The sequence below is a fragment of the Phormidium sp. FACHB-592 genome (genome assembly GCF_014695795.1).
Classification (GTDB): Bacteria; Cyanobacteriota; Cyanobacteriia; order Leptolyngbyales; family Leptolyngbyaceae; genus Stenomitos.
On the sequence record NZ_JACJOZ010000103.1, the window covers coordinates 133,400 to 153,025 of the forward strand.

Here is a 19,626-nt window from a genome sequence, read left to right on the forward strand (position 1 = left end):
GGTAGCGCCAGAGTAAGCTCATGGTGTGCCAGGAATGTTTAAAAAGGCGTTGGGTTGGCTTGTCAGTGGATCGGAGGTGTTCAGCAAACTGATCGTCCTACTAAACACCTCCTCAAGAGCAAAGTATGCCCAGGCATCGCTCACCGAAATTGTCACCATCATGACCGGACGCATTGTGTCTGAGGCATCCATCACCATCTCCTTATTGGGTCGGAATCTAGATGCCTATGGAATTGTGACTGACCCAGAATTTTTGGCAGCGTTGCAAGCTGCGATCGCCACCTTTGTAAACGCGATTCAACAGGGTCAAACGGAAGGGACAGACTAGATTGATTGAAGGAAAGCTGTTCGATACGAACTAGAAGAATTCTTCAGCATGGAACCAGCCATTTTCTTTTCAGTTCCAGCCTTTCACATCACTTCCGCCGATAGTGTGCGGTCATGAAGTGATGCCACTGTCCATCATCACCCAACATATGCGAGGTCATGACTCGGTAATCGTCACTCTTGAACTCGATCACATCCCTGTACTTTGCCATCTTCTCATCGCCCGTCATGGAAGGTCCGTCCGAGTTGAGCGTTAGCACCGTTTCATTAGCATCCAATTCGCCCTCGTATACCCAGAGGTAGGTCATCATTGACCCAATCCAGGTGCCGACATAGCGCTGCTTTTGTGGGTCGTAGCCGAGAGTCATCAGTGTTGTTGCCGCACCGCCACCCGGCATCTCGCCCTGCCCTTCAGCTAAAAACCAAAGTCCACCCACGGATCGTACAGTCTCAGTTCCCGTTGGGTTTTCGGTAGGTTGACCTGATTCCATTTTTACTTCAGTTTCATATGTCCACTCCCCAACGAGTTTTTGCAGCCACTGATGCTCTTTTTGTGGCTCAGCATGCATGGGTGAGTCCGGTTGTGTTTGAGTTGTTTCCATTGTTTTTGCTCCTTGTGATGAATGATTTGGGAAAATTATTTGCTTTTCTCTTCCCTATACCGGATCTGTTGTGCTCTCAACTTTGCGTGGTAGCACTTGGCTCCATGTAGACGAGTTCCCAAATGTGACCGTCTAAATCCTGAAACCCGTGTGCGTACATGAAGCCGTGGTCTTGAGGTTCGTTGTAGGTTGTGCCCCCAGCGGCAACTGCCTGATGAACCAGTTCATCCACTTTTTCTCGGCTCTCAGTGGATAAGCACACCAGCACTTCAGTGCTTTTTGTGGCATCACAGATTGCTTTGGGTGTGAACGTCTTGAACTTCTCATGAGTCAAGAGCATGACGAAGATGGTTTCGGAGACAATCATGCAAGTAGCCGTTTCATCGGTGAATTGAGGATTGAACTGAAAGCCGAGTTGAGTGAAAAACTCGATCGACTGCTTGAGATCTTTGACGGGTAGGTTGACGAAAATTTGAGTACTCATGGTTTTCCTAATGTGATTTGTTGCCGTAGGAGTGGAAAGGTGTTGTGGATTGAATTTAAGGGCGATTACGAAGGCTCAAGTTACTTGCTCGCAGTTGATCATCCATGGTGTACCAAACTGATCAATCAACATGCCAAAGCGGACAGACCAGAAGGTTTGAGCGATCGACATCTTAACTTTTCCGTTTTCTGCTAGAGCGTGAAAAATGCGTTCTGCGTCGGCTGGTTCGGCAACGCTAATCTGCACGTAGAAGCCTTGAGGTGCTTCAAAATAATCAGGTGGACTGTCAGATCCCATCAATAGGCGATCTCCCAGGTCAAGACAAGCGTGCATGATTTTGTCGTGCCATTCAGCAGGTACGTGTTCTGCCGAAGGTGCTTCTTTATGAGTCATCATCATGGTGATCTTGCCACCAAGACATTGTTCATAGAACTTGAACGCTACCTCACAGTTGCCGTTGAACATGAGGTAAGGATTGATTTTCATGATTTACTCCTTGTGTTTAGTGCATGTAGGGGCGAGTTTAGATGGATTGCTTTGGTGTGTTCGATCGAGGTGCCAAACGCGCCTGGACAATCGTTCTACGGGTTGAGCGTGAAAACTGCTTGAGAGGTTTGTGGATCAAATGGCACTGAGATGTGTTCATGCAAAATCTGCCAGTTGCCCTGATTTTTCTGGCAAACAGCGGTGGCGCGCATCCACATTTGCATGGCGGGGTGGTCTTGTTCTCCCTTAAAGCGAAAGAGCCAGTGGGCAAACGCCAACTCGTCATTGACAGTAATGGTGAGGTCTTGTGTTTCCATCCCGAAAGCATCTGGAAAGTAAGGCAGGCAGTCTTTCCACAGTTGGCGAACTGCGTCTTTGCCTTGAGTTTGGAACGGGGGTTTGACATCAAAGAGAATGACCTCAGCGGCATAGCGAGACATGATTTGATCCACGTCTTTGGCACAAATGGCACGCTGTTGATCGCTAATCAGTTGACGAATTTCAGCTTCGTTGTCTGTATGAATGCTTTCTGGTGCCATTGTGGTGTCAGAACCTTGCATTTCCTGAAATCCGGCAGCGGCTTGCTGCACATCTTCTGGGAAATCCTCGAATTCCTGCACTTGGCGGATTTCGATCGTCTCGTTCTCTGAGGCAGGACAGCGAGATGCCCAGGCGATCGCTTCCTCTTGCGAATTCACTTGAATCATCCAGTAGCCACCCAGCACCTCTTTCACCTCGGGGGCAACCCCTTCTGTTACTTTTGGGTTTCCTCCCTTGAATGTGACTCGCGCTCCTACTGATGGGGGGCGCAACCCTTCAACGGTAAGCAGCACACCAGCCTGTTGAAGAGCTTCGTTGTATTTCATCATGGCTTCAATCGCTTTAGCATCCGGCATCACATCGGGAGCCGCACTCTCGTAACCTTTAGGAATCATGAGCATCATAAAGCGCATTACAGTCTCTCTTTGGGGTCTAAGTTTGTGGATAAAGGTTGTGGATAGTTGGATCGAGACGATCGGCAAATGAGCCGACCTAAAACAGGTAGATATTAGGGTTCTGGTAAACCCGCCACTTCAAGCACGGGACGAATCTCGACCGTGCCAACTCGCGCACCTGGAATCTGAGCAGCGATCGCGATCGCTTCATCGAGATCCTGCGCATTAATCAGAAAGAAGCCGCCCAGTTGTTCGCGCGTTTCGGCAAAGGGTCCATCTGTCACAAGTGAGTTACCCTCGCGCACCCGCACGTTGGTTGCCGTGGCGACGGGATGGAGCGGAGCGGTTGCCAAATACTGTCCCTTCGAGCTAAGTTGCTGCGCGAGTTGTGCAGATTCGACGTAACATTTCTCCCGCTCGGTTTCGCTCAGGGCGTTTTCATCCATGTAGATCAGCAGTAAATATTTCATTCGCTTGCCTCCATGCTTTCTCTTTGCAAGTAAGTCGAACGAGGTTAGCTCAAATCGACACCTCGCAGAAAATTTTTATCATTCGCTACGATCGAGCCTGACTGTCTTCGGTTCCTTCTGTAATTAAGTCGAACGGCAATGGCTCAAATCGACAGCTTGCCAAAATTTTTAGGTCAGGTATGGTTCTAAATGCAGAAACAGATGTCACCCAGGCGATCGCCTCGGTTTATCGCACTGATTGGGGGCGGATTGTTGCCACTCTGATTCGGCTGATAGGAGATTTCGATCTGGCTGAAGAAGCAGCACAGGAGGCTTTTGCAGCCGCCGTAAAACAGTGGCAAGCCAGTGGGATTCCTGATCTTCCGCGTGCCTGGCTCATCCGCACCGCTCGTTACAAAGCGATCGACCGTCTCCGACGACGGACACGGATGACGGAAAAATTGGAATGGTATGCCGCCTCTGGGTTAATTCCAAGTAGTGAGGAGCCAGCCTATGACTCGGATGAAATTCCGGATGATCGCTTGCGGCTTATCTTCACTTGCTGCCATCCAGCACTGGCGATCGAGACTCAGGTGGCTTTAACGCTACGAATGCTAGGCGGGCTGGAAACAGACGAAATTGCTCGCGCGTTCCTCGTACCCACAGCAACAATGGCACAACGACTAGTGCGTGCTAAACGCAAAATTCGGGATGCAGGTATTCCTTACAAGGTGCCCGACACGGCTGATCTGTCTTCACGGATCGGCGCAGTGCTGACAGTGATCTATCTCATTTTTAATGAGGGCTATGCAGCGACCAAAGGCGAGGCACTGGTGAGGGCTGACCTTTGCACCGAAGCCATTCGGCTGGCGCAACTGGTGAGGCAGCTCATGTCGCCCCAAACATCCTCAGAAGTAACGGCACTGGTAGCACTGATGTTGCTCCACGACTCCCGACGCGATGCCCGTTTGGATGAGGTTGGCGATCTAGTGCTGCTCGAAGATCAGAACCGTCAGCGCTGGAACCACCAACAGATTGCTGAAGCGTTGCCCCTTGTGGAAGAAGCATTGCGCGGTGGGACGGGGGTGTTTGCGCTGCAAGCGGCGATCGCAGCACTTCACTGTCAGGCAGCACGAGCCGAAGCAACAGACTGGGCGCAGATCGTGCAGCTTTATGAGGTGCTGGAACGGTTACAACCATCTCCGATCGTGTCGCTGAATCGGGCAGTGGCGATCGCCATGGTAGACAGCCCGCAGACAGCGATCGGGCTGCTGGATAGGCTTGCCACCGAACTCGACGGCTATCACCTGTTCCACGCTGCCCGTGCCGATCTACTACGCCGCATCGGAGCCTTAGAGGAAGCCGCTCAGAGCTACAAGCGAGCACTCACACTGGTCACGAATGACAGCGAACGTCGCTTTCTGGAGCGTCGGTTGCGCGAAGTTCAGCCCTAGAGTTCAGCATTGCTGGATAGGAACTGCGCTCCTAACTTCTGCAAGCGTCGTCCAATCCATTTGACGGGTGATGCCTTATCCACTCATCTTTTAGGTAATGACTGTTGGCTTATCCATCCCTGTATGAGTATGAATGCCAGCAATTTCATCTGCGATTTTGATCAGATCAGCAAGTGCTTTTTGAGGATCAAGCTGATGTTTGGCGATGTTCGGTTCGTAGCTTTCGAGATAGAGTCGTAGCGTTGCGCCCTGAGTACCCGTGCCCGAGAGCCGGAACACAATGCGAGAATCATCGGTAAAGCCAATCCGTACACCCTGCTTGGTGCTGATGCTGCCATCGATCGGATCGGTATAGCTAAAGTCATCCGTAAAGGCAACTTCGTAGGTACCAAACTTTTTGCCCTTTAGCGTGGGCATTTGCTCATAAACGCCTTGCATCAGTGTGGCAGCGCGATCGCTATCGACCCCTTCATAATCATGGCGTGAGTAAAAGTTGCGTCCGTACTGCTGCCAATGTTCTGTCACAATTTGCTCAACCGATTCTTGTCGAACTGCCAGGATGTTGAGCCAGAACAACACTGCCCACAGACCATCTTTTTCGCGGACGTGGTTGGAGCCTGTACCAAAGCTTTCTTCACCGCAGAGTGTAGCTTTGCCAGCATCAAGCAGATTGCCAAAAAACTTCCATCCTGTTGGCGTTTCGTAGGCTTCAATGCCAAGACGCTTCGCTACACGATCGGCAGCCTGACTCGTGGGCATCGATCGGGCAATGCCTGCTAAGCCATCTTTGTAACCGGGCACCAGTTTGGCGTTGGCGGCGAGCACAGCGAGGCTATCGCTAGGGTTCACAAAAAAGTGACGACCGAGAATCATGTTGCGATCGCCATCCCCATCAGAGGCGGCACCAAAGTCCGGTGCATTCTCGCCAAACAGCACCTCGACCAGATCATGCGCGTAAACAAGGTTGGGATCAGGATGCCCACCACCAAAGTCTTCTAAGGGAATACCATTCTGCACGGTGCCAGCAGGTGCACCCAGCGTGCCTTCAAACAGCGCATGAGCGTAGGGACCTGTGACCGCGTGAAGCGAGTCCATGCACATCCGAAACTGTCCGCTGGTCAAGAGCTGACGAATGCGATCGAAATCAAACAGCGATTCCATCAACTCAGCGTAATCTGCTACCGAGTCAATCACTTCAACGGTCATAGCGCCCAGAGAGAACTGACCGAGTTGATCGAGATCGATCGCCGGCGCGTCCAAAATTTTGTACTGGTCAATGACCTTACTGCGGGCAAAAATCGCGTCTGTCACCTTTTCGGGCGCGGGACCGCCATTGCCAGTGTTGTACTTAATGCCAAAGTCTTCTTTGGGACCGCCTGGATTGTGGCTAGCCGAAAGAATAATGCCGCCAAAAGCGTTGTTTTTACGAATGATACAGGATGCCGCAGGAGTAGAGAGGATGCCGCCCTGCCCCACTAGCACACGCCCAAACCCGTTTGCAGCTGCCATTCTAAGAATCAGTTGAATCGCCTCACGGTTGTAGTAGCGACCATCGCCACCGACCACCAGCGTTTGCCCTTCAAAGCCCTCTAGACTGTCAAAAATAGACTGAACAAAATTTTCCAGATAATGCGGTTGCTGGAACGTAGGCACTTTTTTACGCAGCCCAGAGGTTCCCGGTTTTTGATCAGCAAAGGGAGTGGTTGAAACGGTTTGTATATTCATGTAAATAGTCTTCTTACGCCGATGGTTGGGTCGTTACATTAGGGCGATCGCTGTCTGAACGTTAAGCAGAGAGGCGATATTTTTGGTGGGTGATTGATTGCCCGTAGGGGCACAACAATCTTATGCCCCTAACGAACGTATTGCCTTCTCGCGTTGAATCAGTGTCCGCTCCAAGCGCTTGCCGTCCGCAGATGCTACCCGCACACGATTATAAGCGCAATTGTTTCGATCGCTTAGTCTGACGCATCCTCGTGCGCAGGGGCAGTAGCAGCAGGCGTACCCGGGTATCGCCAGTTCAAAATTTCGGGCATATCAACACCGTACTCATAGGCATAGCGGATACACTCAATCTGCTGGTTCTTAAACGCTTCTTTGGCATGAGCGCCCGCCACATGAAGGCTGGGCACACGATCAATCACATCCATCGCAATGCTGTAGCGATCGATCTGGTTTTGAATTGCCAGTTCCAGAGGCGTGTTGATACTCCCTTTTTCCTTGTAGCCGCGCACATGGAGATTGTTATGGTTAGTGCGGCGATAGGTCAGCCGATGCACCAACCAGGGATAGCCGTGGAAGTTGAAAATAATTGGCTTATCAGTGGTAAACAAGCTATCAAAGTCGCGATCGGATAACCCATGCGGATGCTCCGTCTCTGATTGCAGCTTAAACAAATCAACTACGTTAATAAACCGCAGCTTGAGATTAGGAAAATGCTCCTTCAGCATCACGCTTGCCGCCAACGCTTCTAGTGTAGGAATATCGCCCGCACACGCCAGCACAACATCCGGTTCAACGCCTGCATCAGTGCTTGCCCACTCCCAAATGCCAAGCCCTTTAGTACAGTGCTGAATGGCTGCATCCATATCCAGATACTGCAAGTGCAACTGCTTGTCAGAGACAATGACGTTGACGTAATCCACACTCCGCAAGCAGTGGTCTGCAACCGACAGCAACGTATTGACATCAGGCGGCAGATAAATGCGAGTGACACTTGGGCTTTTGGTAAGAACAACATCCAAAAAGCCAGGATCTTGATGGGTAAAACCATTGTGGTCTTGCCGCCAGACCGTTGAGGTAATGAGCAAATTCAGCGAAGAAATGGATGCCCGCCAGGGAATGTGATTGCAGATATCCAGCCATTTGCAGTGCTGGTTAATCATGGAATCGATCACATGGACGAAGGACTCATAGGTGGAGAAAAAGCCATGCCGCCCTGTAAGAAGGTAGCCTTCTAGCCAACCTTCTAGCGTATGCTCACTCAACATTTCCATGACCCGACCATCTGCCGCTAGTTCGCCGCCATCAGCATCTTCGGGAAGGTACTCTGCAAGCCAGAGTTTTTTGCTTACCTCGTAGATGGCTGAGAGCTTGTTAGAGGTGTTTTCATCCGGTCCAAAGACGCGGAAATTGGTCATATTGAGGCGCATGACATCGCGGAGAAACACACCCAGCGGTCGAGTATTCTCTACCTGAAGGTGCCCAGGCGGAGAGGTAGCCGCAGCGTACTGGCGAAAATCAGGCAACTTGAGTTCTTTCCGCACTGAGCCACCGTTGGCGTGAGGATTTGAGCCTATACGGCGAACACCCTTAGGTGCGATGTCTTTTAGCTCTGCCAGCAGCGCCCCGCTCTCATCAAAAAGTTCCTCTGGCTTATAGCTCCGCAGCCACTCTTCCAAAACTTCAAAATGTCCGTCGTTTTTGGTTACATCGGACATAGGCACTTGATGGGCACGCCAAAATCCTTCAACCTTGTGTCCATCCACTTCACTAGGACCCGTCCAGCCCTTGGGTGTCCGTAAGACAATCATGGGAAAGCGGGCACGTTTGGCAATGCCGGTGCTGCGAGCCTCGGCTTGAATCTGTTTGATTTCGGCAATGCAACGATCGAGCGTAGCAGCGAGCGCCTGGTGCATCGTTTCAGGATCAGACCCTTCGACAAAGTAAGGGTTGTAGCCATAGCCCTTAAATAGAGCTTCCAGTTCCTCATGACTGATGCGAGACAACAGTGTGGGGTTGTTGATTTTGTACCCATTCAAATGCAAGACAGGCAAGACAGCCCCATCGCGAATCGGGTTGATAAACTTGTTGGAATGCCATGCGGTTGCTTGCGGTCCTGTTTCGGCTTCACCATCGCCCGATAGCGCCACCACAATCAAATCGGGATTATCGTAAGCGGCTCCATAGGCATGAGCGAGACTGTAGCCCAGTTCACCGCCTTCGTGAATCGAACCGGGAGTTTCGGGAGTGCAGTGGCTACCAACACCACCCGGAAAGGAGAATTCCTTAAAAAAGCGCTTCAGACCCTCTGCATCTTCGCTCTTACCTGGATAGATCTCAGAGTAGCTGCCTTCTAAGTAACAAGGACCAAGAAAACCGGGCGCACCATGACCAGGACCAACCACATAAATCATGTTGAGGTCTTGCTGTTTGATGACCCGATTTAAGTGTGTATAAAGAAAGCTAATGCCAGGGCTTGAACCCCAGTGCCCTAACAAACGACGCTTGATGTGTTCTGGCTTGAGTGGCTCCTTTAAAAGCGGGTTTTCTCGCAAGTAAATCATGCCAACCGCGAGGTAATTACAAGCACGCCAATACGCGTGCATTTTGCGTAGTTCTTCCGGTGTAAGTGGTGCTCCCTCAACGGTCGATCGCGCGGTTCCGAAGGCACTAATGGAGTGGTCAAGGGCTGGTTTAGAAGGCGTTGCTACCATGATTTGTAATCCGTTTGCTGAAGGTTTGTGTGAATCGGTTTACGTCGGCACGGATGGTAATGAAACTTATTTTTGAGGCTCTGTTTTTAAGAGTCGAGTTGGAGTGGTACTGCCAGTCAGCAAAGGCAAACCAGCAGTCAATCAGACATCCGTTACTAAAGCGTCAAACTGAGCATTCGGACAACAGACTACTTTAGGTAGCCATTAATCTTCATAAAGAACATCTGTCGATCGAGCGATTCTGTTCCAGTGACGCGCACTTAAACCAGCACTTACTTCCTTAAGGCTCATGCCTAAATCTGAATAAAGCTTAAATCAGACTGAAATTCTGCCCAGCGTCGTTGTACTTGCTCACAACACTCAGCAGGAGAAATCGCCAGATTTTGCAGTAGGTTAATATCTACAGCTCCATTGCCAATGACCAAAACGACGATCGCCTCAGTCGGTTCGTAAGTTACGATCGCGCTCAGCACGGCTGTGACAGCCTCTGGCGCTAAGGCAACCGCTTGCAGATAGCCTTCTGCCTGAGCGTGCGGAATGAACCACTGCTGAAAAGCTACAGTATCCACACTCCAATCGATCGAGGGGGTGACTGTATCTACCACATCGCACACGACAACACCACGACCGTGCTGCTTATAACCGATCCAGGCAGAGTAGCCGATTGTCAAAAGATGGTGGTGAATGAAGCGATTCTGCCAGTAGCCAAAGTATCCCTGCCAAAGTTCATTTCGCGGTCGCATTGGCTTCTTCTCGCTGGTTTGCTGCTTCCAATCCACTTCGGACAGCACGAAACATCCCAAAGCGGCAAAGACCCGTGCCAAATGCCAGTCGCATCAGCAGGAGCGTCGGCACTTCTCGCAGTGATTTGAGCAAACCTGCGACACCAAACCGCACCAACCCACTTGGCCGAGCAATGCCTTGCCAGATGGAATCAAGCCAGGACGGTAGGGTTGGTTCCGTCCAGTCTGCAGTGATTACGTCTCCGGCAACATAGCCCGTTGCTGCTAACAATTCAGCAAACCCTTCAATGCTGGCAAAAGCGGGGTGAGACCACTGATCAAGCAATTGCCGCATCACGGGTCGTTCCCACGCATTAAGCGGCGTTTGGCGATCGTCGCGTTGGTTCCAGTCTGCCACTACCAGCACACCACCTGGTTTCAGCACGCGTAGCAACTCTCGAGCAAAAATAGCTTTATCGGGCATATGAGGACCCGCTTCGATCGACCAGACCACATCAAAACTGCCATCTGGAAACGACAGCGCCATTGCATCATCCACCCTAAATTGAGCGTTTAGCCCGTCTGGTGTCAGTGCTTGAGCACGCTTCACTTGCTGAGGACTGATAGTCACTCCGGTGACGGCAAACCCGTAGGCTTCTGCCAGAATGCGACTGCTGCCGCCAATACCACAGCCCACATCTAAGACCGTTGTGCCGGAAGGTAATGTGTCTAACCCGCCCCAACGCACCATTTCATGCACAAAGTCAGACTTCGCTGCCAAAAAATCCTTGCGTTTTGGTGGCACACCATAGTGACCGAGGTGAATGTGCTCGCCCCAGTAGAACTCTAAAATGCCATCGTCTGTCCATTCGTCATAAGACGTGGCAACAGAGTCCGCGTTTTGATAGCGACGAGCCGTAAGGAGATAAAAAGCAATGCCTACTATTAATAAGGCAAGGAGAATACCAAGAACGAAAAAGAAACTCATAGGGTTCAGCGGAGCGTATGCCGTAAACTGCGTTGATGGTTTAGCACAAAGGCAGTGTAGAGGGTAAAAAGAGCGATCGCCCAGACAAGCTCGCGCATAAAAAGCCGCAAGAGCACATCAGCCGTAAAACCGTGTATTCCCACCCATTGATTCACAAACAAAATGCTGCTCTGAGCAATGCCAAACCCTAGCAGCATGACCACTCCCAGCCACACGGCTTGCCCCAACCAACCTCGATCGCTAAACTTGGGCTGCATAGAGGCGAGCAAAACAACTGCAACAGTGCCCAACCCCATCGTGACACCCCACAAGAGTGCGATCGGGCTTAAAGGATAGTCTCGCAAAGCGAAACCATAAACCTGATTGACAAACCAAATCAAGGCAACAGAGGCAACTGCCTGCTTACGACGAAGGGTAATGCCTGCCAGCGCTGCAAAACTAACTAGCGGCACATGAGGATAGATCAGGCTACTGGCACTACCAATTGCAATCAAGCTATAGCGCCACAGCCGACTGGCTGCCACAGCCTCGCGTCCGATTCCCCACCTGGGATCAAAAAAATTTAGACCCAATCTGTACCTCGCAGAAACTGGTAAACCACGATCGACGGGCATTCTGACTCCTACAAGTTAATCGCAAGCAGCACATAGTAAAGCACTGCTGACTTTAGTTCACAGTTGCGGGACAGCGCCGGATTCAAACCGGACTTTCCCCCTTGTGTTTGACGGCTGCTCCCCATCAAAACCGATCATGTTCTCAACCCTAACACGGTTGAACGAAGGACTGAAACGGCTGTACTCGATCGCCATACAGCAGTAAGCCGCGATCGCTGTAAACACGTTGTCACAGCTTCACCTAACAGGCAAATTACTTTTTACGGCAATTGCTGTAGAATGAGCGGGTGATAATGATTCTCATTGTATAAACATGGTTCCTCTCAAAGTAGGGTTACAACGATCGAGCCGTGCCCGTCGGTTGTCGATGATCGTTGTATCTGTGATCGCCCTTAGCTTAGGCAGTTGTGCAACCAATACACCTTCAGATCAGACACAAGCGTCCCAAGCAGCATCATCTCCAGTGGCAGCGGCTAAAGAATTGCAGATTGTCACCACGTTTCTACCGATGAGCCAGTTTACAAAGGCGGTAGCGGGCGATCGGGCAGACGTGATCCAACTCTTGCCTACCAATGTGGGTCCCCATGATTACCAGGCGAAACCAGACGATGCCCAAAAACTGGCTAAAGCCGATGTGCTGGTGCAAAACGGGCTAGAGACAGAAGATTTTTTGGAAGATCTGGTTAAAAATGCAGGCAACGCTAATCTCCAAATTATTGACTCTAGTAAAGGCATTCAAACCATTGCCACTGAAGATATCGAAGGTAGCCATAAAGAGAATCACGACCACGATCATGAAAATGAGAAAAAAGCTGAAGCCGGACATGAGCATGGAGCATTCAATCCCCATATTTGGCTTGACCCTAAACGCGCAATTCAACAGGTAGAAAACATTCGGGATGGGCTGATTACTGCCGACCCTGCTGGCAAGGAGACTTATACTGCCAATGCGGTCGCTTTCACTCAGAAATTGCGGGATCTGGATGCCGAAACCGCGAAGCTGCTGCAACCGTATGCAAATAAAACCTTTGTCGCCTTTCATGACTTTGCACCCTACTTTGCCCAAAGCTATAGCTTGAAAGCCAACTTTCTGGTGGATGTACCAGAAGAGAACCCATCGCCTGCTGATGTCAAGCAGGTGATTGATACCGTTAAGGCAACCAATCTGAAAACACTGCTAACGGAACCGCAGGGAGGGCAAGATGCCTTTGCTGCGCTGTCTAACGACCTAAATGTGGGAGTCAGCACCTTTGACCCGATGGAAACTGGAGGCACAGAGGCGCTGCAACCTGACTACTACATCACCACCATGCGGCAGAATGTCAAAACTTTGGTAACAGCATTTACGCGTCGATCGACCCAATCTTGGCTGCCTCTTAGGTTGGCGAAGTCCGTAGCGGTAGTGCCTCAGTGGGTTGAGGTGATGGAGTGATGGGGTGAAGAGGTAAAGAGACGGAGGGGTAATTTATCTCCTGATCCTTCTACTCCCACTTTCCAACCTTTCCACTCCTTCACTCTTCCACTCCTTTACTTTTCTACCCTTCCACTCCTTCCCTGTTCTACTTAATAAATGAGGTGTTGATTGAGCGACACGGTGTTATCAATTGAACGACTAACCGTTTACCGGGAGACTTATGCAGCAGTGCAGGATGTTTCGTTTGCACTAGAGGCAGGCACTGATACAGCGATCGTGGGTCCCAATGGTGCAGGCAAAAGTACGCTGGTGCAAGCGTTGCTGGGAATTTTGCCTAGACAAGCGGGTGAGATTGTGATTCTGGGGCAACCCCTTAGTCGCAAAGGTTTTCTGCCACCACGGCTCCGTCAGCAAATTGCCTATTTACCGCAAAACTTCTTGTTCGATCGCCGCATTCCCATGACAGTGGCAGAACTGGTGGGGCTGGGGTGGGATCGGTTGGGGTTTCAGTTGCCCTGGGCAAATTATAGAAAACGTCATTACGCCGTTCGAGAAGCGCTGGCACGGGTTGATGCAACGCACCTTAAAGATCAACTTATCAGCAGACTTTCCGGCGGCGAAACTAAGCGCGTCTTGCTGGCTTATTGTCTGGTTTACCCGCGCCGTTTGTTGATTCTCGATGAGGCTCCTGCTGGCTTAGATGTGCGTGGCGAGTCAGAGTTTTATCAACTGTTGTATCAACTCAAGCAAGAGCAGGGCTGGGCTATTTTGCAGATTTCCCACGATCTAGATATGGTGCGACGACACTGCGATCGTGTCCTCTGTCTTAATCGCACTCTACTCTGTCAGGGTGTCCCGGAATTGGCACTGTCTCCCGATAACCTCTCCGCTGCATATGGTTCTGAGTTCGTTCGCTATCGGCATCAGCATTAAGGGTGAAAGGGTTATGGAGTGAGAAGTGAAAAAGTAGAAGGGGACATTATTTCTTCACCTCCTTACTTCACTACCACCTCACTGCTTTCCCCCTTCACTCCACTCCCTTTACTCCATTAACTCAATCCCATGTCTCTTCAAGCTGAACTAGCTCGCGTCATCGAACTCTTTCAATTTCCCTTCATGCAGCGAGCTATGATCGGCGGCGTTCTTACAGGGTTAATGGGTGGAATGCTCGGCAGCTTTACGATTTTGCGGCAGTTATCTTTTTTTAGTGATGCACTCGGTCATGCAGCACTATTGGGTATCAGCATTGGTCTATTGATGGGCATCAATCCATCAGTGGTGTTGCTGCCGTTTGCTGTTTTGTTTGCGCTGGGCGTGACTTACTTGCTGGAGCGAACTCGGTTGTGGACGGATGCGTTGCTCAACATTATTTACTCGTCTTCTTTAGCGATCGCCATTATCATCCTCAGTTTTGTGGGGGAGTACAAAGGGGGACTCAATAACCTTTTGTTTGGCGATATTCTGGCAGTCCGAGAACTCGATTTAGTGTTTAGCAGTTTGCTGCTTATTGTCTGCGTAGTGCTGGTTGGGCTAACGTTGCGAACGCAGATGTTGGTAACGCTGCATGAACCATTGGCGATCGCCCGTGGGGTGTCAGTATCGGCTCATCGCACCGCTTTTATTGTGCTGTTGTCGTTGGTCGTGGGCATCTCTATCAAGGCGATCGGGGTGTTGCTAGTGAGTGCCTTTGTGGTCATTCCTGCCTGTGCTGCACGATTGCTTAGTCGAAACTTTACCAACTATGTTTTGCTGTCGGCAGGGTTAGGAGCCTTCAGCGCCGTAGTCGGAATGGTGCTTTCAGCCGCATTTAATTTGCCATCTGGTCCCACCATTGTCGCAGTGCAATTAACGATTTTCTTAATCGCAACAGTGTTGCCTTACGTTGGTTCAGTCCAGGGTTATGGCAGTCACTAAGCGCCATGACAACTGCTCTTTTCCTATGGATGAAGCTTGCTTTCCTCTTAGTAACAATGTAAGAGTGATCAAGCAGTACGAGTTGTTATACCAATGCAAAAAGTGCTGGCGGTAGATTCCCCGATTGATACCCCTCAATTTCTTTAAAAAGAGAAAATTTGCGATAGAGGAATCTTGATTTGTAGCGTATAAAAAGAGACTCAGTACTAGACGATCGAGTTGGAGTAGCAGAAAGAGAAAGCGATCAATGCAAGGCTGTTACAATCGGAAGCAAGATAAATTGTCGAGTTTTCGTTCTCCTATGACCGCCCAATCTAGCCAACCGTTGCCTCAAATTCGGGTTGCAGAGTTAGCACAGCGTTTAGCCACGCCCTCTGATGCAGTGCAGTTTGTGGATGTGCGCGAAGCGAGTGAACTAGCGCTTGCTAAACTTGACGGCTTTGAACATTTACCGCTCAGTGAGTTTGCCGAGTGGTCGGGCGATATCCAAACGCGGCTCGACCCACAGAAGGAAACGATCGTCCTTTGCCATCATGGTGTGCGATCGGCGCAGATGTGCCAGTGGTTACAGACTCAGGGCTTCACGCAGGTTAGAAACGTAGTGGGTGGTATTGATGCGTATGCGATCGCGGTTGACCCATCCATAGCCCAATACTGATGACAGACTGCTGGTTTGATGTTTAATCCTTCAGTGTCACGCCATCAAAGTGTTGTAACAAATTGTCTAATGATAGTTTCGCTATGTATGCCGTTTACTTAGTGGCACCTAAGGCAGAAACGGCAGCAGTGCATCTGCTATCTTGATCATAGGTTGTGCATCTTACCTTTGATTTCCTTGATCCCGTTAAGTTTTGCCTTCGTTCTGTCGATGTGACCTCATAATGCATTGACACCGCTTCAAACCTTTTTACGATTCGCCCTTTAAAGAATGTCCAATTTGGTCAATCTTACAAACCGCCAGCAGCAAGTACTTTGGGCAACTATCCGCCACTATATTGCCACTGCTGAACCCGTTGGCTCCGAAGCCTTGGTGAGGGACTATAACTTGAGCGTCAGTTCTGCCACGATCCGTAATGCGATGGCGGCACTGGAAAAAGGTGGGCTGCTCTTTCAGCCGCACACGTCAGCCGGTCGCGTGCCATCTGACTCTGGTTATCGCATCTATGTGAACCAGTTGATCGTGCCATCCCACGACTCGACCCAGCAAATGGCGCATCTGCTTAACGATCGCCTGAATGCGGAAGACTGGAGCTTTGAAGCGGTACTGCGGGGAGCCGCGCAAATTTTAGCAACTGTCAGCGGCTACATCACGCTAATCACTACACCGCAAACACACACCAGCCATCTGCGTCATGTACAGCTTGTGCCAGTTGATACGACTCGGGTGATGCTGATTTTTGTGACGGATTCTTACGAAACTCAATCAGCCCTCATTGAGTTGCCGCTATCGGCTGATACAGCTAACCTGGATGCCGATTTGCTAGAGCGCGAACTGCAAATCTTATCCAACTTTTTAAACAGCCAGTTGCGGGGTCGCGCGATCGCTGAGCTGGCAACCATTGACTGGAGTGAACTCGATCGCGAATTTGAACGTTACGCCGATCTCCTGAGAACGATCCTGGTGGAGCTAACCCGCCGTTCGCAGCCGCCTGCTCCTACCCAGATTGTTATTAGTGGGCTAGCAGAAGTGCTGCGTCAGCCAGAATTTTCAGAACTCCAGCAGGTGCAAACAATTATTCACCTGCTAGAAGAAGAACAACATCAGCTTGTGCCGCTGATTTTTGAGCGGTCAGACTTGCAGCAGCCCGGTAAGCGCGTCACCATTCGGATTGGTGCAGAAAACCCGTTAGAACCTATGCGAACCTGCACACTGATTTCTTCGACCTATCACAAAGACTCTGTACCCGTTGGCAGCGTCGGCGTTTTGGGACCGACACGCATGGTTTATGAAAACGCGATCGCCCTAGTAGAAGCGGCTGCCGACTATCTTTCTGATGCGCTAAGTTCGTAATTTCGTTTGCTAAGGTGGGATTGCAGGTTAGGAGCGATTGTTGTGATGAAGTCTGCCCAGAAAATATTAACTCGCACGGTCTTGGCGCTGCCGCTGGCGATCGCTGTCCATACAACAGCAGCCACCGCACAGACAGTACCCACTCAACCAGAACCTAAAACAGGCTGTATTTCTGGCACTCCCAATGGGATGTATCAGGGCGATCGCCCGATCACCCGCTATGAATTTGCCGCTGGGATGAATGCGTGTCTGGATCAAGTCAATCAGCAACTCCAGTTCAGCAGAGCAAACTTTGCCACACGCACTGACTTCGATACGTTGCTTCAGCGTCAGCGAGAGTTGAATGAGCAATTAAGAGAGTTGAGCGATCGGGTTGGCACCATCTCAGGGGATGAATCCACTGCCAAGTAGCGAGCTTACTGGCAACTGATTCCCTATTGCTCCTAATCGGACGTGCTGCTACACGCTCACTTGTAGTTGCGCTTAGACCACATTGCCCCTTGCCGCTTCCGTGCTAGCGGAACCAAAGGGCTTCAGCACTGCGTCAGGAATACTCTACAGAGACGCCATCTGGTAGCCTAGAGTGGCTAAAGCAAACTAAAGTGCGTAGTTGTACTGCAACACGCTCGATTGCGAGCAACGAATACAGCCCCATCTATTTACTTGCAGTAAGAGAGTTATCAAAGACTTCGTTGTTAGTTTTTAGAGTGCATTGTGCGATCGCCAAATTAACAACCAATAACTGACAACCAACAACTTTCCCAGGAGTCGCCGTGTTTTTCAGTGTGGTCATTCCGACCTACAACCGCAAACCGATTTTAGAAAAGTGCCTGAAAGCGTTAGAGCAGCAGACATTTGATGCAGGCGCGATCGCAGGCTACGAGGTTGTCGTTGTGGATGATGGTTCTACCGATGGCACCGTCGATTGGCTCCAAACCAACGCCAGCATATTTCCTCATGTTCGACTGTTCCAACAAGATCACCAGGGTCCCGCTGCTGCACGTAATCTAGGTGTTGAAAAAGCGTCTGGTGACACCATCATCTTCATCGACAGCGATCTAGTCGTCACTGAGGGTTTTCTCCAGGCACATGCCGAAGGCTTGCAGCGTGGTCAGCAGTCAGCGGTCAGCGGTCAGCCTTTGAAACAAATTCAAAATTTCCCCACTCCCCACTCCCCACTCCCCACTCCCGTCTTCACTTACGGTCGCGTCATCAACACCGCTAACTTTGACGATCCAACTGCAGAACCGTACAAGCTCACCGATTTCTCAGCCGCCTATTTTGCCACTGGAAATGTGGCGATCGCTCGTACCTGGCTGGAAAAAGCTGGGCTGTTTGACACCCGCTTTCAACTCTACGGTTGGGAAGATCTGGAGCTAGGTGTGCGTTTGAAGCAGCTAGGCTTAACGCTCATTAAATGCCCTGATGCTGTCGGCTATCACTGGCATCCGCCCTTTGCTCTCAGCCAACTCCCAAACTTGATCGACAAAGAAATCGAGCGCGGCAAAATGGGCGTGCTGTTCTACCAAAAGCATCCGACCTGGAACGTGCGGCTGATGATCCAGATGACCTGGCTGCATCGCTTGTTGTGGGGCATTCTGTCGATCGACGGACAGCTCAACGAACGCACAATGGCTCCCCTCCTACAGTGGCTGATCGATCGGGGTAAACCCCAACTTGCTCTCGAAGTTGCCCGCATTTTTCTTAACTGGTACAACGTCCAGGGCGTTTACGAAGCATATGCAAAAATGCAGCAAGAGCCTTAAACTTCTCGTCAAAAGAGAGACGCTTAAGGCATCAGCTTAGTCTTGAATACTGGCAGACAAACTTCAGAAACCCTAAAACTGTTAGTTGAGAGAAAACAAAATATTATCTGCTCAACCGAAGTAATTTAAGGGTTTGACCGCAGTTCTTGCAGCATTGTTCGCAAGCTTTGTCGCCAGTAGGGAGGGTGCGTACCTAAGAGCGTCGAGATTTTTTTGAGCGAGAGGACAGAGAAAGCAGGACGTTTGGCTGGGGTGGGGTATTCGGGCGTAGTAATAGGGATGACGCGCTGGATTTTAAGGGGAAAGCCGAGTTGCTGTGCCTCTTCAAAGATGGCGATCGCAAAATCGTACCAACTACACACGCCGCTGTTAGTGTAGTGATAGGTGCCGACCGTATCGGCAGATAATTGGGGTGCAAGTTGGGCGATCGCCCTAGCCAAATCTTTTGACCAGGTGGGCGCACCAATTTGATCAGTCACGACGCGCACTTCTTCCCGATCGGCTCCCAGCCGCAGCATTGTTTTGACAAAGTTGCCCTTACCTTTCGCACCATAGACCCAGGCAGTACGAATGATGAAGTGACGATCGCACTCAGCACGCACCGCTGCTTCACCTGCCAGCTTTGTAGAGCCATACACCCCTAACGGATTGGTTGCATCCGTTTCCAGGTAGGGCGAACTTTGCGTGCCATCAAACACGTAATCGGTAGAGATGTGAATCAGCCCTGCGTCAATGCGGCTTGCGGCTTTTGCAAGGATTCCGGGCGAAACAGCGTTCACCAACTTGGCGAGGTCAGGTTCGCTTTCGGCTTTATCAACCGCAGTATAGGCAGCCGCATTGACGACGATCGTGGGTTTCACAGTCTCCATCACCCGTTGTACGGCTTCTGGTTGCGAAAAATCGACGCGATCGCGCCCCACGCTAACGACTTCTCCCAGAGAAACCAGGGTTTGCTGGAGTTCCTGACCAACCTGCCCAGTGATACCTGTCAGTAAAATTCGGGTCATAGGTAAAATTTTTGAAT

20 protein-coding genes and 1 riboswitch are annotated in these 19,626 nt (G+C 50.6%); of the genes, 9 read left to right on the forward strand and 11 right to left on the reverse strand.

Going from position 1 to position 19,626, the window contains the following annotated elements; all coding sequences use genetic code 11:
- Positions 1-34: 34 nt before the first annotated feature.
- On the forward strand, positions 35-328 hold the full coding sequence (locus H6F86_RS27320; protein WP_190453320.1) for a hypothetical protein: 294 nt from the start codon (positions 35-37) through the stop codon (positions 326-328).
- Between the two features lie 88 nt (positions 329-416).
- On the opposite strand, the gene H6F86_RS27325 is transcribed toward H6F86_RS27320, so the two are convergent.
- The 5 genes from H6F86_RS27325 to H6F86_RS27345 all read right to left on the reverse strand — a co-directional run bounded on the left by H6F86_RS27325 (position 417) and on the right by H6F86_RS27345 (position 3,304).
- Positions 417-929: a DUF1579 domain-containing protein gene (locus tag H6F86_RS27325; RefSeq protein ID WP_190453322.1), complete on the reverse strand. Its 513-nt coding sequence runs from the start codon at positions 927-929 to the stop codon at positions 417-419.
- 76 nt (positions 930-1,005) lie between these two features.
- On the reverse strand, positions 1,006-1,413 hold the full coding sequence (locus tag H6F86_RS27330) for a VOC family protein (RefSeq protein WP_190453324.1): 408 nt from the start codon (positions 1,411-1,413) through the stop codon (positions 1,006-1,008).
- 75 nt (positions 1,414-1,488) lie between these two features.
- Entirely contained in the window at positions 1,489-1,899 is a 411-nt protein-coding gene (locus tag H6F86_RS27335) for a VOC family protein (RefSeq protein WP_190453326.1), read from the reverse strand.
- A 95-nt stretch (positions 1,900-1,994) separates the two neighbouring features.
- Complete coding sequence (locus tag H6F86_RS27340; RefSeq protein WP_190453328.1) at positions 1,995-2,852, reverse strand: YciI family protein; 858 nt, start codon at positions 2,850-2,852, stop codon at positions 1,995-1,997.
- A 95-nt stretch (positions 2,853-2,947) separates the two neighbouring features.
- A complete protein-coding gene (locus H6F86_RS27345) occupies positions 2,948-3,304 on the reverse strand; it encodes a YciI family protein (protein ID WP_190453330.1) in 357 nt (118 codons plus the stop codon).
- A gap of 179 nt (positions 3,305-3,483) precedes the next feature.
- On the opposite strand from H6F86_RS27345, the gene H6F86_RS27350 reads away from it, so the two are divergent.
- Positions 3,484-4,737, forward strand: a complete 1,254-nt coding sequence (locus H6F86_RS27350; protein ID WP_190453332.1) for an RNA polymerase sigma factor — start codon at positions 3,484-3,486, stop codon at positions 4,735-4,737.
- 90 nt (positions 4,738-4,827) lie between these two features.
- Here H6F86_RS27350 and H6F86_RS27355 read toward each other — a convergent pair whose 3' ends face one another.
- The 5 genes from H6F86_RS27355 to H6F86_RS27375 form a co-directional block, all read right to left on the reverse strand.
- Entirely contained in the window at positions 4,828-6,462 is a 1,635-nt protein-coding gene (locus tag H6F86_RS27355) for an alpha-D-glucose phosphate-specific phosphoglucomutase (RefSeq protein WP_190453334.1), read from the reverse strand.
- A gap of 233 nt (positions 6,463-6,695) precedes the next feature.
- Positions 6,696-9,173, reverse strand: coding sequence for a phosphoketolase family protein (locus tag H6F86_RS27360; protein WP_190453336.1), 2,478 nt, complete (start codon positions 9,171-9,173; stop codon positions 6,696-6,698).
- A 293-nt stretch (positions 9,174-9,466) separates the two neighbouring features.
- On the reverse strand, positions 9,467-9,916 hold the full coding sequence (locus H6F86_RS27365; RefSeq protein ID WP_190453338.1) for a hypothetical protein: 450 nt from the start codon (positions 9,914-9,916) through the stop codon (positions 9,467-9,469).
- Positions 9,900-10,883 (reverse strand): methyltransferase domain-containing protein, encoded by a 984-nt coding sequence (locus tag H6F86_RS27370; RefSeq protein ID WP_190453340.1) that lies wholly within the window; start codon positions 10,881-10,883, stop codon positions 9,900-9,902. The genes H6F86_RS27365 and H6F86_RS27370 overlap by 17 nt, the downstream gene beginning before the upstream one ends.
- Before the next feature lie 5 nt (positions 10,884-10,888).
- Positions 10,889-11,455: a hypothetical protein gene (locus H6F86_RS27375; protein WP_206756116.1), complete on the reverse strand. Its 567-nt coding sequence runs from the start codon at positions 11,453-11,455 to the stop codon at positions 10,889-10,891.
- 15 nt (positions 11,456-11,470) lie between these two features.
- Positions 11,471-11,647, reverse strand: a riboswitch (cobalamin riboswitch).
- 163 nt (positions 11,648-11,810) lie between these two features.
- Between H6F86_RS27375 and H6F86_RS27380 the strand changes: the two genes are divergently transcribed.
- From H6F86_RS27380 to H6F86_RS27410, 7 genes are all read left to right on the forward strand, one after another.
- Positions 11,811-12,929: a zinc ABC transporter substrate-binding protein gene (locus tag H6F86_RS27380; protein WP_190453344.1), complete on the forward strand. Its 1,119-nt coding sequence runs from the start codon at positions 11,811-11,813 to the stop codon at positions 12,927-12,929.
- 162 nt (positions 12,930-13,091) lie between these two features.
- Positions 13,092-13,844: a metal ABC transporter ATP-binding protein gene (locus H6F86_RS27385; protein ID WP_347241209.1), complete on the forward strand. Its 753-nt coding sequence runs from the start codon at positions 13,092-13,094 to the stop codon at positions 13,842-13,844.
- 129 nt (positions 13,845-13,973) lie between these two features.
- Positions 13,974-14,825 (forward strand): metal ABC transporter permease, encoded by an 852-nt coding sequence (locus H6F86_RS27390; RefSeq protein ID WP_190453348.1) that lies wholly within the window; start codon positions 13,974-13,976, stop codon positions 14,823-14,825.
- 301 nt (positions 14,826-15,126) lie between these two features.
- Positions 15,127-15,483 carry a rhodanese-like domain-containing protein gene (locus H6F86_RS27395; RefSeq protein WP_190453349.1) on the forward strand — a complete coding sequence of 119 codons (357 nt, stop codon included), beginning with the start codon at positions 15,127-15,129 and terminating at the stop codon, positions 15,481-15,483.
- 270 nt (positions 15,484-15,753) lie between these two features.
- Entirely contained in the window at positions 15,754-16,836 is a 1,083-nt protein-coding gene (gene hrcA / locus H6F86_RS27400; protein WP_190453351.1) for a heat-inducible transcriptional repressor HrcA, read from the forward strand.
- 45 nt (positions 16,837-16,881) lie between these two features.
- Positions 16,882-17,247: an S-layer homology domain-containing protein gene (locus H6F86_RS27405; RefSeq protein ID WP_190454355.1), complete on the forward strand. Its 366-nt coding sequence runs from the start codon at positions 16,882-16,884 to the stop codon at positions 17,245-17,247.
- A gap of 362 nt (positions 17,248-17,609) precedes the next feature.
- Positions 17,610-18,602, forward strand: coding sequence for a glycosyltransferase (locus H6F86_RS27410; RefSeq protein WP_190453353.1), 993 nt, complete (start codon positions 17,610-17,612; stop codon positions 18,600-18,602).
- 125 nt (positions 18,603-18,727) lie between these two features.
- Here H6F86_RS27410 and rfbD read toward each other — a convergent pair whose 3' ends face one another.
- Positions 18,728-19,609: a dTDP-4-dehydrorhamnose reductase gene (gene rfbD, locus H6F86_RS27415; RefSeq protein WP_190453356.1), complete on the reverse strand. Its 882-nt coding sequence runs from the start codon at positions 19,607-19,609 to the stop codon at positions 18,728-18,730.
- Positions 19,610-19,626 lie beyond the last annotated feature (17 nt).

Excerpts from the sequence above, each read along its gene's own strand:
- H6F86_RS27405 (WP_190454355.1), top strand. The coding sequence starts at position 16,882 with ATGAAGTCTGCCCAGAAAATATTAACTCGCACGGTCTTGGCGCTGCCG.
- H6F86_RS27395 (WP_190453349.1), top strand. The coding sequence starts at position 15,127 with ATGACCGCCCAATCTAGCCAACCGTTGCCTCAAATTCGGGTTGCAGAG.
- H6F86_RS27340 (WP_190453328.1), bottom strand. The coding sequence starts at position 2,852 with ATGCGCTTTATGATGCTCATGATTCCTAAAGGTTACGAGAGTGCGGCT.
- rfbD (WP_190453356.1), bottom strand. The coding sequence starts at position 19,609 with ATGACCCGAATTTTACTGACAGGTATCACTGGGCAGGTTGGTCAGGAA.
- H6F86_RS27345 (WP_190453330.1), bottom strand. The coding sequence starts at position 3,304 with ATGAAATATTTACTGCTGATCTACATGGATGAAAACGCCCTGAGCGAA.
- H6F86_RS27335 (WP_190453326.1), bottom strand. The coding sequence starts at position 1,899 with ATGAAAATCAATCCTTACCTCATGTTCAACGGCAACTGTGAGGTAGCG.
- H6F86_RS27365 (WP_190453338.1), bottom strand. The coding sequence starts at position 9,916 with ATGCGACCGCGAAATGAACTTTGGCAGGGATACTTTGGCTACTGGCAG.
- H6F86_RS27390 (WP_190453348.1), top strand. The coding sequence starts at position 13,974 with ATGTCTCTTCAAGCTGAACTAGCTCGCGTCATCGAACTCTTTCAATTT.
- H6F86_RS27360 (WP_190453336.1), bottom strand. The coding sequence starts at position 9,173 with ATGGTAGCAACGCCTTCTAAACCAGCCCTTGACCACTCCATTAGTGCC.
- H6F86_RS27355 (WP_190453334.1), bottom strand. The coding sequence starts at position 6,462 with ATGAATATACAAACCGTTTCAACCACTCCCTTTGCTGATCAAAAACCG.
- hrcA (WP_190453351.1), top strand. The coding sequence starts at position 15,754 with ATGTCCAATTTGGTCAATCTTACAAACCGCCAGCAGCAAGTACTTTGG.
- H6F86_RS27350 (WP_190453332.1), top strand. The coding sequence starts at position 3,484 with ATGGTTCTAAATGCAGAAACAGATGTCACCCAGGCGATCGCCTCGGTT.
- H6F86_RS27380 (WP_190453344.1), top strand. The coding sequence starts at position 11,811 with ATGGTTCCTCTCAAAGTAGGGTTACAACGATCGAGCCGTGCCCGTCGG.
- H6F86_RS27320 (WP_190453320.1), top strand. The coding sequence starts at position 35 with ATGTTTAAAAAGGCGTTGGGTTGGCTTGTCAGTGGATCGGAGGTGTTC.
- H6F86_RS27370 (WP_190453340.1), bottom strand. The coding sequence starts at position 10,883 with ATGAGTTTCTTTTTCGTTCTTGGTATTCTCCTTGCCTTATTAATAGTA.
- H6F86_RS27330 (WP_190453324.1), bottom strand. The coding sequence starts at position 1,413 with ATGAGTACTCAAATTTTCGTCAACCTACCCGTCAAAGATCTCAAGCAG.
- H6F86_RS27325 (WP_190453322.1), bottom strand. The coding sequence starts at position 929 with ATGGAAACAACTCAAACACAACCGGACTCACCCATGCATGCTGAGCCA.